Raw genomic sequence first — 13,147 nt, forward strand, 5'->3', positions numbered from 1 at the left:
TGCTGCGCGCCGGCGAGACGCGAACCCGGTGCGCAGGGCCGGGCACGCATTCACGATTTTTCCGAAGGATAAAATTGGACAGGGAGAAATGAACGGCGCGAATCAAATCAACCAGCGGCAGAGCGTGACACGCCGGTCGAGTGTGCCTGTGAAGGCGTGGCGCGGCTCGCCGTCGGCCATGACGAGGTGCAGGTCTAGGACCGCATCGTACGATGCCGCCAGTGGGACGACCGGTTGATAGCATTGTCGGTCGCGGAAATCACCGACGGAACTTGATTTCGAGGGAGTGATCGCAAGCATGTCGGCGGGGCCGGCGTGTGTGACCAGGACTCGATCGCCTGCTCCAGTTCCGCCGACGTCCGGGATCGGAAGCCGGGGTCTCGTCAGGAGGGCCAACGTCGCGATCACTACAACGACCCGCGTCCAGAGTTTTCGCCAGGATGGCTGGAATCTGCTCATCGCGCCCTGATTCTAATCGGGGCATCAACCGCTGCAACCAATATATGTCGCCGATTTGGCTTTGACGGTTGATGGCAACAACTATGACGCGCAGCAGTGAAAGTTACCGCTCGATATTGCTTCTGGGCAGCGTTTTCACGCCGCGTCTGACACCAAACGCTCGTTGACGCCGTCGCCGCGTCCCTGCAAGGCGTCGAGCTGCCGGAGATGCAACACTACCAGCGGAAGTTCCGGCGGGTCACCTTTACGGAGATGGGGCGCGGCGGGAAAGGGAGGAGCGGGCGATGGCGACACACATGTGGGAGGGTTTCGGCCCGCCAATAAACAAATTGACTTGGGATGGGCCTCGTGTCACACTGTTGCTGTCCCCCCAAGAGAGCCTCCTTTCTCTAACTCTCCGGCCCGAGAGCGGGGGGACGCTTGCGCGGTGATTGAAAGAGCATCAAAGAACCCGCGAGGTTACGACGGCGGCTTGTCCCCTCAACGATAGGCAAGGCAAGGCTCAAACGGTACTTGAGCCGGTCGGGGGCCCGGCAAAGCGGACGACCTCGATGAGCAGTTCCGCCCAATCCAGCGAACCCTTCGGCACGTACGCGTCCGCTCCGGACAGGAGGGCCTGGTCCTTAAGAATCTGATCGTCGATGCTGAACATGACGACAGGGATGGCTCGCGATCGGGCTTCGCCGCGAATGGCCTTCAGCATGTCGAAGCTGCCGGAGACTCCGCAGTCGATGATAATGAGTGTGGGCGTTTGAAAGCGAACCCGCTTGAGCACCTCCTCCCCGCAGTCGAACTCCGTGACTTGGTATCCCTTGGCGGCGATCAGCGGCGCCAGCGACCGCCTTGTGTCCTGATGATTGGTTACCACCCAGATCATGGTATCTCCCTAGAATCGCGTAACACCGGTATCGAAAAGGAACGCGACCACCGAGCACTAACCAACATCCTTCGCGCGCGCGGGCGGAACGTCGGGCAACGACTTTCCCAACCTGCCCGGTCCGGCGAGCCGGAGAACCTCTCGCTGGAGGGTTTCCCAGTCCATCGAGGCTTTCTGAACGTAAGCATCGATGCCCGCTTGCCTAGCCGCTTTTTCGGCCACGTCGTTGGCGCTATACATGATCACCGGGACATCGCGAAGGCGCGTGTCCTTTCGGATCTGAGCGAAGAACATCAACCCATTCGTCTGGAGCATCGCGAAGTCAGTGATCACGAGCGACGGCTTGGTCTTTTCGAGAAACGCCAACGCCTCCGCGGGACCGGGTGCAGTGACGGCGTCGTAGCCTTCACGTCTCAACAGGTGAGCGAGCACGTTTCGTGTGTCCTCGTAGTCGTCAACAATCAAGATGATCGGAGTGTCTGGTTTTAAGATGGCCTTGTAGTCCTGAAGCCATTTTCGAGCCTCTGCCGTGGTCTCAAATACCCTCAACGCAATCCCATCGGGCGCAGCGGAGGCGAGCGCATTCACCGCTACCGCTGCGAAGTGCGCGGAAGACGCCGTATGGGCACCGGCCCGAAGCCCAGCCCTAATCGCACGGGGTATCCAATCCTGAATGATCCAGGACTGGTCATCGGAGGCGATGGTCCGAAGGGCCGTGTCGTCGCAAAGAACCTTGCTGATGGCGTTCTTTTCGATAAGTTGCAGGAGGTACTCGTGAACGAAACGCAGTTGCCGGCTGTTCGCGTAGTTTCGCCATACGACGACGAGGCCGGGAAGAGAATCGTCCGACTCGATTGAACAGATGGGGTTATCCGTGGGCGAGGCGAGAAGCTTGCGGCTGTCGCTGGATTCTGCCTGGAGTTGGCTTCGAAGCTGCACCAGGACAGCACTTTCGTACTGAGCGGCGTCGGTTCCACCAATCTCTCTTTCGCGTGGCAAGGGATCTTCTCCGGCATAAGGCCACAACCAATTATAATTCGTCAACGAAACTGTTGCGCGAGCGCGCAGATAAATTATTGTTCAGGGTATTTGTTTCGACAGAGGCGAAGCTCAACGACGGCGCGGACCTAATCAGCCCCATCCCCATGCGCATCTCGAACTACCGGAACATCGACGATTAGCTGGGCGGAGTCGTCGGTTGCGCCGTCGCCGCGTCCATCCAGGGCGTCGAACTGCCGGAGATGAAGATCTCCCGTTCCAAGCGGCGGCGGGTTACGTTCGCGGAGATTTAGCAGCGCCGGGCAATGATACGGCTGGATACTGATATGCCGACCTGACTAAAAAAAAGTACACCGAGCAGATTGCTCCGCGCTCCCATTCTTCCTCGCATTTCATGAACAGTAGTGTAAGTTGCTTTGAAACCAGGATTTGGAGGGCAAGCCAAGCGCTCGACCCGCGGCCGAAAAGTGCGAATCACAAGGTTTGAATCGGGAGTCGAAAGCACTAGGCGCGGAGGGGGTGTCAACCGGTATGATGGAGTTGTCGCTTGACTGCCGGTGACCAGAGGAGGACTCGCCATGAAATTGGCCGTATTCCTGGGCGTCGTTGGAACCGCGCTATTCGTTGATTCAGCCGGCGCTCAAAGTCAAGTCCCGGACGGTCTCTCGGCCTCGGACTGGTCGGACATCCGCGCGGCATACGACGCGAATTGTCACTCGGCATTCGCCGTCGAGGGCGGCTATCAGGCGCGCAACCCCGGCCAGCATTGGCGGACTCGGTTTGACGGCCGCGGCTTCGTCACAACGCCGGATGCCGGTCAATGGTCTTGGGGGTTGGAGCTGGTGAGCTTCGGATTCGGAGGCTCTCAGCGGACGGTCGAGACGCCAATCTGCGCCGACGCTTCCGGACAACGCGTCGTGTATGAGTGGGACGAGTACCTGACGGAATGGTACGTCAACGACCAGCGCGGCCTGGAGCACGGCTACACGGTGCATCAGCGGCCCGACGGCGGCGTGGGGGAGCTGCGCTTCACGCTGGCCGTGCGCGGGAACCTTTGCCCGCAGATCAGTAGCGAAGGGCGCGGGGTGACGTTCATCGACAAGAACGGCGCAGCGGTCGTGAACTACACCGGCCTGACCGTCTTCGACGCCACAGGTAGGACGCTGCCCGCATGGTTCGAGCAGGAACGTGCAACGCCTGCTTCCGGCAGTCCTTTTGTAATTCGTAATTCGTCATTCGACATTCTCTCGATCGTCGTGGACGAGCGAGAGGCGGTCTATCCCCTCACCATCGATCCCATCGCCCAGCAGGCCTACCTCAAGGCCTCGAACACCGGGGTGGGGGACTTATTCGGCAACTCGGTAGCCGTGTCGGGTGACACCGTGGTGGTTGGCGCATACCGAGAGCGCAGTAGCGCCACGGGCGTGAACGGCAACCAGGCTGACAACACTCTTTCAGCCGCCGGCGCGGCCTATGTTTTTGTCCGCAGCGGGACGACCTGGAGCCAGCAGGCCTATCTCAAGGCGTCGAACACCGGTGCGAGCGATGAGTTTGGATACTCGGTGGCCGTCTCGGATGCCACCGTGGTGGTCGGGGCATGGCAGGAGGACAGCAACGCCACGGGCGTGGATGGCAACCAGGCCGACAACAGTGCCGCTGATTCGGGCGCGGCCTACGTCTTCGTCCGCAACGGGACGACCTGGAGCCAGCAGGCCTACCTTAAGGCGTCCAACACCGGTGCGAGCGACTTATTCGGCCACTCCGTCGTGGCGAGTGGCGACACAGTGATAGTCGGGGCGCTTCAAGAAGACAGCAATGCCACGGGCGTGAATGGCGACGAGAGCGACAACAGCGCTTCAAATGCCGGCGCGGCATACATCTTTGTCCGCAGCGGGACGACCTGGAGCCAGCAAGCCTACCTCAAAGCGTCGAACACCGATGTCGGGGACAACTTCGGCTCTTCCGTGGCCGTATCGAGCGACACGGTCGCGGTCGGGGCGTGGCTAGAAGACAGCAACGCCACGGGAGTGAATAGTAACCAGACCGACAATAGTGCTGTTGATTCCGGCGCGGCGCACGTCTTTGTCCGTAGTGGTACGACTTGGAGTCAGCAGGCCTACCTCAAGCCGTCGAATACCGGAGCGGATGACCGGTTTGGAATCTCGGTAGCGGTGTCGGGCGACACGGTGGCGGTCGGAGCAGTTAATGAGGACAGTAGCGGCACGAGTGTGGGCTGCAACCAAGCCGACGACAGTGCCGTTGCTTCCGGCGCGGCATATGTCTTCGTCCGCAGCGGCACAACCTGGAGCCAGCAGGCCTACCTAAAGGCATCGAATACCGACGCGGGGGATGCTTTTGGCCGGACGGTGGCGGTGTCGGGCGACACGGTGGTTGTCGCGGCGATCTTCGAAGCCAGCAACGCCACCGGCGTAAATGGAAACCAGGCCGACAACAGTTCAACAATTTCCGGCGCGGCATACGTATTCTCCCGTTTCGGCACAACATGGTTTCAGCGGGCCTACCTAAAAGCTTCAAATACGGATGCGTTCGATTATTTTGGTCATTTTGTAGCCGTCTCCGGCGACACAGTGGTGATCGGGGCGCCTTTCGAGGACAGCAGCGCCACGGGCGTGAACGGCGACCAGGCCAACAACAGCGCCGTATCTTCCGGCGCCGCCTACGTCTTTCTCATTCCGCCAGACTGCGACGGTGATGGTTGGGACGATGCCACAGACAACTGTCCGCTCACCGCGAACCCCGGCCAGGAAGACGCCGATGGCGACGGCGCAGGTGATGCGTGCGACGTGTGCCCCAACACGCCACCAGGCCTGCCCGTCGAGCCCAACGGCCGACCGCTTCGCGACTGCAATAACGACTGCCTCGTCGACGGTTCTGACGTGCAGTGCATCGCCGATGAGATGCTGAATCAATAACTCCTCGCCGGCCGCCTTTGGAATCCCGAGAGCACCATGCACTGCGTCGTCGGCTGCGCCGTCGCCGTTTCCATGAGGTTTGACCACGCACGTCTGATACTCATTCTTATGTTGCGGGCCCTTCCGCACCACAGCGCGCATTGGCGTCGGACGGATGGTTGACAATTGCCGCGGCCCACCTACGAATCCGGAGCGGTCCACTTTTTCCGCGCGTCCCTCAAATAGGGAAAACCCTAACCGCCCATTAGTGCTGGCGGGCAACGCATTTGACCTTCGGGGGCGAATGGAGCGGGGCTGTGAATTCTTTTCTTGTTAGGTTTCCACTCACAAAAACCCTGAACAAGCGATTGATTTCAAGCGTCCTCATTCGGTACGATGCCGAACATCTCGGGCGGGCCGAGAGCACTCCTTGATCAATAGCAGAGCAAGTTCAGCAGGGGAGGATCGAAGATGAACAAGCGGCCCTTAGCCAATGCAGGAATAGTTTCTATCCACGCCAGCTGCGCGTCGCGCCGATCTGCCTGGACCCAAAAGCTGGGTACGTCTCTTGCAAGTGAACGCCGTGAAACCGAATTCTCTGGTTCAGCAATTAATCGGAGTGCGAAGATGTCATTAGGACCCTCCAGGAACCGATCCGTCGTCCAGTTTGTCGCAGGTATTGCCCTCCTAATGCTGTTCTCAAGTAGTGATCGGCTAAGCGCACAATGCCCGCCAGAATGGACCGAGGCATGTCCTTGCACTAACGATGGTGCGATGTTTGCGAGCATTTCGGGGCCTACTTCGTTGATGATAGGCCAACTGGGGAGCTATATTGGCAGTTCAGGGGATACAGACACACAATGTGACCATGTGCAGCCGTTTCCGTCTCCCTGCACCGCTACGCCTAAACCCGACTGCCAATGCCCGCAAGACCCTCCTGTGTGCGGTTGCATCCATACTTGGGTGGGACCCAACGGTGGCGCATCCGGAACGTGCACCGACTATTCCTTTACGCCTTGGTTTCCCGGGACCTACCAAGTAGCGCTGCTCGCAGTTGATAATTGCAGATGCGGTGCCAGCGAATCTGCAAATGACTCTAAGGATGTTACCGTTGAGGACCCAGAAGAAGAGATCCCGGATGAACCTGGGGGCGGTGGGGGCGAAGGTGGAACAGGTGGTGGCGGTGGAGGCGGAGGAGGGAGCGTTGGTGGAGAAGATGATGGCGGTGGAGGAGGGGGCGGGGAAGATGGTGGCGGTGGAGGCGGTGGTTCCGGCGAGGGCGGTAGCGGCGGAGCCGGCGGCGATGGTGACCATCCGTTTGAGGCGGAAAAGGGCTGCGGGGGCAGCGCCGATGGCAGTCCTCAGACCACGAAAGTGACGCTCTCCAATGTGGCCCCAACGGCCGAAGTCGAATACAAAATCCTTGGCGACAGTTTGGGCGCCTCGGTCGATCAGGATGGAACAATCACGCCAGGCTCACAGTCAGGGTTTATTGTCGTTCGGGCCACGATCAAGGCGGATGATCCGCAGGTTCCCGCGCCTCCCGGAGGCTGGTACTTCAAGGACATTCGCGTAAGGATAGGAGGCGACTCCGGCGGCTGTGCGGGCGGTCGATGCGGAGCTGGTTCCGGAAGTATACGTAACGGCGCCATCGACATCGGCTTCAATCTCGGCAAGGATGCAGATGGCCGGTCTGTCGGTGCGCTCAGGCTCTTTGCGGAAACTGCAGACGATCCCGATTTGGCGAAACCGAAGAGCCTCTACTACATCGTCAGGCGGCCCGGAATCACCGTCGTCGAACAGCCGGAAGGGACTATCCGGCAGGTGTTGGTCCACGAAGCCCTGGCGGATGTCGTGCCTCCGCCGCCTAACGACCCCAACCAAGACCAGTATACGATCAAGTTCTATCGCCGTGAAGATGTTCAGGCCGAGCAGCAGGGGGGACTTTTTGTTCCTAACATCGGCGCTTCTGCATTCGCAGAGTGGAATGTCGTCAAGACGTTGGGCGCCCCATTTACGCTCCTGGTTACGCGCAAAACCAACGGCTCTGTCAAGGGCCACTACGAGTACAGGAACACGGGCGGCGCGAACAACTGGGACCTTCGCATTAAGAACCCGGACCAAACCGACGTGCGCGTCGAAAAAGTGTACTGGACGACTGGCAATGTGCGTCAATACTCTGTGGAGAATCCGAGTGGTGTCGTTTTGTATCGTGTGGACGAGACCTACGCGGCTCCATTTGGACTCGAAGAGGACGAAGGCAAGGTCTGGGTCACCAGGATCATCGATCCCGGCGCGGGCCCGGACAACGCAAACCTCACCACGACGCGGGCGTTCTACACCGATCCCGCGGACCTCGGCCGCTTCAAGCGGGTCAAATCCATCCAGTACCAGAACGGCTCATGGGCGTGGTATGACTACGACAGCAATGGCCGTCCCACCAGGATCGTGAGTTCCTGGCTTGACGAATCGTTCCCAGCGTCGCTACCCTCTGTCGGCCAGACGCTTTACCGAGAAACTCAATACCTCTACACACCCGTCGATCCTGCCGATGTCATCCCTCAAGGATTCGTTGATCGTCGCCCAAGGATCATCACTAAGCTCGCCAAGGGCGCGGTAGTCTCTAAGGCATTCCGCGCCTATAAGACCGAAACCCTGCCGGACCAGACCGTCCTCCAGGTCACGATCCAAGAGCGCGCGACCGAGACGAACTCGATGGGCTACGGTGACCAGGAGAACCTCCGCACGATATGGAGATTCCGCGACACTGCCCGGCTGAAGCTGTACAGCGTGCAGTTCCCCGACAGCCGGCTTGACCTGCACGCAGAGGAACTTGGTGACTTCAATCCAGCAACCCGTACCTTCACGCCTAATTCGACGACCGGCACCTTTACTCAATCGACCGTCGATCACGGCTACCTGAGCGGTGGCGCAGTGACCTTCCTTGCCGACCAGTCAACTCGGAATATTTCGATCACTAACAAGAACCACGTCCTCGTCTATTCCGCGACACTCGTTTACGCCGGCAGCGCGTTCAACGCCGCCCAGCCGTTGGAATGGACGCTTCGAACCGTTGACGCCGACGGACACGTGACGAACATCCTCCGGTCCGACACCAGCCAGGTCGACTACACCTGGAACTGCTGCAGCCTTGAGTCGATGACGGATGAGACCGGCATCCGAACGGAGTACGGCCCTCCGGACGTGCTCGGCCGAGTCACGACCATTACGAAGAAAGGTGTGGGCGCGAATGGATCGTACCTTGCGCAGCAGGACATTGTGACGATGCGGACGATCGACGTGATGGGCCGGGTCACGGACGTGACGAGCGCTGGAGCCAGCGTTTCTCAAGATTATCACACCATCTTTGATTTGGCCGGCCGAGTGACGAGGACCACCGATGATGCAGGCCTACAAACCAACTTCGCCTATTGCCAAGCCGCGGGAGGCGGCCGCAGAGTAGAGGTGACCTATCCAGGCGGCGGGACCGAGATCACCGAATACTACCGTGACGGGAGGATCAAGAGCGTCAGCGGCACCGGGGTGGTGGGACGCACTTACGAGTACGGGGTGGAAGGTGCGAACCTGGCGCGAGGAGTTCTCTGGACAATCATCCGCACCGGCCACAGTGTCCGTTGGCACAAGCTGTGGATCGACATGGTCAGCCGACGCAGCCATGAGGAAAGGCCGGAACCGACAAGTATGATGGTTGGGAGCGTCAACCAAACCCAATACTACTACAACACGAGTAGTCAACTCTACCGCCGCAAGTCCAGCAACATCCGCCCGGGCGGCGGTGGAGGAGGCGGCGGAAAAATTGGACCGATTGATGACTGGACTTACGATGTAATCGAGGGGACCTTCATTAATGGAGAGGGACTGCGCTCGGCCGAATTCATTACTACTGGCGCAGCCGATGTTTTTTACGCTTATGACGAATTGGGTTCTGTCGTCCAGTCCGGGGCGAATCGTGACTACGATGATTCGCTAGACCCGGCTGAGCAAGACCGGGTGTCCGATACTGAATCTCGGTTTGTTCTGGCCAGCGGCTCTTGGTGGCTGGAGACAAAAACTTACGTCTATGCAACGGATGGCAGCTCGCAGCGGACGCGGACCAACACGTCGCGCCGCCAGTTCTCGACTGACGGCGTCGACCGGACCGAGTCCATTGACATCCACGACAACGTGACCACTTCGGCGCGGACGATCGTCCGAAGCGACAAACGCGTCACGGAGGCGACGCAATCGCCCGCCTCAACAGTCTCCGCTGAAACTGTCACAAGAAACGGACTGGTCCAATCGACGCGGACAACCTCGGACCTCACTTACCGTTACGAATACGACGGACTTGGCCGCCGCACAACGACCATCGATCCCCGGACTGGAACTTCGACTACGACTTACCATCCGACTACCGGCCAGGTCATGTCGGTAGCGGATGCGGCGAACAATTCGACCATCTACACCTACGACGGTACGGGCCGATTAGCATCGGTTACCAACCCGGCCGGCAAAAAAACTTACTACACCTACAACCCCCGCGGCCAGATCACAAACGTCTGGGGTGAGGTGCCGCAGCCTGTTGAATTGGAATACGACTCCGCGACGGCAGAACGGACGAAACTGAAGACCTACCGGATCGACACCGTGAACTGGACGAGCCCCACTTGGCCAGGCTCCGGCGCACCTGCTGACACGACGACCTGGGCCTATGACGCCGCAGCTGGCCTTGTTACCAGCAAGACCTACGCGGACGGCAAGCAAGTGACGTACACGTACACCACTAGCGGTGCCCTTCTGACTCGTATCTGGGCTCGGAACACGGTTCAAGCCCCGGCGAAGACGACGTACTCATTTTCTCCGGCGACGGGGGAACTTGAGAGTATCACGTACAACCCAACAACGACACCGTCAACTTTCTTTTGGTACGATCGATTGGGCCGAAAGACCAATACCTTCGACGTCTGGGGCTATCACGACTACTACTATCGGCCCGATCTTCAACTCGATCGTGAACACTTGCACGGCAGCCCGCCGCTCACGATCAGCTACCAATATGAGGACCAGACTGACCCCCAGGCACTCACGATGAAGGGACGATATAAGGGCCTCACCGTGGGTCTGAACGAAGACCTGGACTCGCATTACGCGACAAGCTGGACCTATGATGAACAGGGCAGGCCGCACAGAGTTTACGGTCCCGGACTGCCAGCAGGCGGCGCCGCTTATCTTTACGTGGCGAACAGCGATCTAATCGACCGGACATATTTCGTAGGGGATTTCGACACTTTCCTCGCCGTGGCCATCCGTGAATACGAGCAGCACCGCGACCTCGTCACGGCGGTCGAGAATCGGTGGAATCCGAACATGGTCTCGAAATACGCCTACGCCAACGACAACCTCGGTCGCCGGACGAGCGTCACCCGGACCGGTCCGGCGTTCTCAGACACGGTCGGCGATCATGGGGACATCTACAGCTACAATACTCGGAACGAACTTCTGGCCGCCGAAGCCCGCCAAGGGGCAACGGTCCCGCCGGCCGGCAACCCGATCACCGCCCGCAACCGCGGGTACACCTATGATCCGATCGGCAACCGACTGACGAGCACGACGGGGAGCGATCCGACGGTGCACTACTGCTCCAGTAACGTGAACGCCTACACGTCGCTCGATGACGCGCAGAACTGCCCGAGCCCGACGCAGTCGTTTGCGTACGACTTCGACGGCAACATGCTCGGCGACGGGCAGTGGGCCTACGTCTGGGACGGCGAGAACCGGCTGAAGGAAGTGATGCCGGCATCCAGTCCGGTAGAAGGCAATAAGAAAGTCTTGTTCCAGTACGACCACATGAACCGGCGGATTCGCCGGCAAATGTACACTTGGTCGAGCGGATCCTGGGGCAGCCCGACGCAGGATGTCCGCTACATCTACGACGGCTGGAACATGGTCGTGGAGCTGGAGGGCCGCGACCTCGATGCTAACGGCTCGCCGGACAATACGCCGCTGCGGCGGTTCACCTGGGGCCTGGACCTTTCCGGCACGCGGCAGGGCGCCGGCGGGATTGGCGGCCTTCTCGCCGTCGAGGACACGCTGGGCACAAGTTCCACGACCGACGACAAGCAATTAATTTACTTCGGCGATGCGAACGGCAACGTCGGGCAGCTTGTTGATATCGCCGACGGGTCGCTCGCGGCGAAGTACGAATACGACGCCTACGGGAATGCGCTTGTTGCCACGGGGACGTATTCGGCGCAGAACCCATTCCGGTTCAGCACGAAGTACTGCGAAAGTGACCTCGAGGCGGCTGTGGCAAGCGACGATTTCTACTACTACGGCTATCGCAGTTACAAGCCGACTACCGGGCGGTGGATGAGTAGGGATCCGCTTGCCGAATTCGCGGATTTTTTGGTGACCCGCTTTGGCTCAAATGACCCAGCAAATAAGCTAGACCCGCTCGGATTACGAGTATGCGGCCTTCTCCGCCCAGTTTTTGCTCTATTGAACCGCGCGTGCGAAAAGGCCAAGGCTGATTATGCATCTGGCCTCAATGATCCTATAGTTAAAGAGATTCTCAAAGGCATCAAAGATTTGGGGTGCGAACCTCCTGGGCCCCCAGTATGCGACCTTTCGCTAAACGGCCCCGCCGCATTCAATCCGGAGACAGGGATTGTCCTGATCAATCCTTTGAAGACGATTGACAGCAATACGGTTGGGCATGAGCTCTACCATGCATTCCAAAAGTGTCGGCTCATGAAGACCGGCAAGAGGCCGCCCGGAACCAACGACAACGCACAGAATTGTCAAAACCGCGCAGCCTCAGAATTTGAGGCATATTGGAACCAACCAAAATGTAGGGTACTCCAGAAGAAGTCCGACAGATGTCAGTGCGCCGAACGTGGATGTTATGCTTCAACTAAGTCGAGTGGGTGTAGCGGGCCGAATGCAAACGCCGCCTGCAGCATAGTAGGTTTTGAATACGGATGTGGTGTCATCGACATCCATGACGATGAATAAACATGCAGTCTGATGCGCCTTGTTGCACACTTCATTGCAAGAGCAATGTAATGCATCCTCCAATGGACGAGCTTCGCGTTTTTTTCGTGGCTATGGGAGTGGTCAGCACTTTTCATTCGGCCCTTTAGCGGCGGTCGGGATAAGAGGTGCTTGTCGGTATGAAGTGCGTGTTGGTGGTGAATTGAGCAAGTTGCGAAGACGATGGCGACGCTGAACAATAGATCAGGACTGGCGAAACCGCTGGATTATTCTGGAGTTGGTCTGAGTTCCGGTCTCGACCAGTGGACCTCACTTGTGATTTTCGCTAGCCTTGTCCTGGGTGGCTTCCGTCTCGCATCCAACGCCCTCGTCTTTTGGCCAGAATCCCTAAACGGACAAGCATTCCGCGATCTCCTGTCCACGGCGAAGCTCTACTACCTATTGTCATTAGCGGAGCCTGCGTCGCTCATCGCGTGCGCGGCCCTTGTCAAGACTTGCCCCTCACGCATTCGGCTAGTGTTTCTTGGAGGATTGGTATTCAGCCTGGCGGTGGTTTTCGTAAGAATCTCGTTTTATGCGCTCTTGTGGCCTGAGGGCGAAGCTCTGGTTTTTCAGATCACGCACGTATGGGGAATCCTCGTACGAGATCGGCCGGAGATTCCAGTCCTTTGGTACTTGATCGTCATTCTGCACGGACAATTGTGGAATTGGGGCCGGAGGAGGATGTCTCCGCCAGGTTAGGAGGAGCGTGATTCTGCGATACGCTCTAAAGCAGTCGACCACGCCCTCGCGACGTGGTCGATCGATGTTGGAGTTGTGGATATCGGGGAGCTGGTAGTGTTCCCCATTCAACTGCGTCCAGGGCACGCTAAAGTTATGGTAGCCTGAATAGTACTGATCGCTTCTT

At 58.9% G+C, this 13,147-nt stretch carries 6 protein-coding genes; 3 read left to right on the forward strand and 3 right to left on the reverse strand.

Features of this window, described 5'->3' with window-relative positions; translation table 11 throughout:
• Positions 1–102: 102 nt before the first annotated feature.
• The 3 genes from VJZ71_16705 to VJZ71_16715 form a co-directional block, all read right to left on the reverse strand.
• Positions 103–459, reverse strand: coding sequence for a hypothetical protein (locus tag VJZ71_16705; GenBank protein ID HKQ49716.1), 357 nt, complete (start codon positions 457–459; stop codon positions 103–105).
• 502 nt (positions 460–961) lie between these two features.
• Positions 962–1,336 carry a response regulator gene (locus VJZ71_16710; GenBank protein ID HKQ49717.1) on the reverse strand — a complete coding sequence of 125 codons (375 nt, stop codon included), beginning with the start codon at positions 1,334–1,336 and terminating at the stop codon, positions 962–964.
• A gap of 57 nt (positions 1,337–1,393) precedes the next feature.
• Entirely contained in the window at positions 1,394–2,335 is a 942-nt protein-coding gene (locus tag VJZ71_16715) for a response regulator (protein HKQ49718.1), read from the reverse strand.
• 578 nt (positions 2,336–2,913) lie between these two features.
• Here VJZ71_16715 and VJZ71_16720 point away from each other — a divergent pair.
• The 3 genes from VJZ71_16720 (at position 2,914) to VJZ71_16730 (ending at position 12,261) form a co-directional block, all read left to right on the forward strand.
• A complete protein-coding gene (locus tag VJZ71_16720; protein ID HKQ49719.1) occupies positions 2,914–5,268 on the forward strand; it encodes an FG-GAP repeat protein in 2,355 nt (784 codons plus the stop codon).
• A 1,090-nt stretch (positions 5,269–6,358) separates the two neighbouring features.
• Positions 6,359–6,625 carry a hypothetical protein gene (locus VJZ71_16725; GenBank protein ID HKQ49720.1) on the forward strand — a complete coding sequence of 89 codons (267 nt, stop codon included), beginning with the start codon at positions 6,359–6,361 and terminating at the stop codon, positions 6,623–6,625.
• Entirely contained in the window at positions 6,622–12,261 is a 5,640-nt protein-coding gene (locus tag VJZ71_16730) for an RHS repeat-associated core domain-containing protein (protein HKQ49721.1), read from the forward strand. The genes VJZ71_16725 and VJZ71_16730 overlap by 4 nt, the downstream gene beginning before the upstream one ends.
• Positions 12,262–13,147 lie beyond the last annotated feature (886 nt).

The organism is Phycisphaerae bacterium (assembly GCA_035275405.1).
Taxonomy (GTDB): Bacteria; Planctomycetota; Phycisphaerae; order UBA1845; family UTPLA1; genus DATEMU01.

Coding starts and splice junctions, on each gene's coding strand:
- VJZ71_16705 (HKQ49716.1), bottom strand. CDS start 459: ATGAGCAGATTCCAGCCATCCTGGCGAAAACTCTGGACGCGGGTCGTT.
- VJZ71_16710 (HKQ49717.1), bottom strand. CDS start 1,336: ATGATCTGGGTGGTAACCAATCATCAGGACACAAGGCGGTCGCTGGCG.
- VJZ71_16720 (HKQ49719.1), top strand. CDS start 2,914: ATGAAATTGGCCGTATTCCTGGGCGTCGTTGGAACCGCGCTATTCGTT.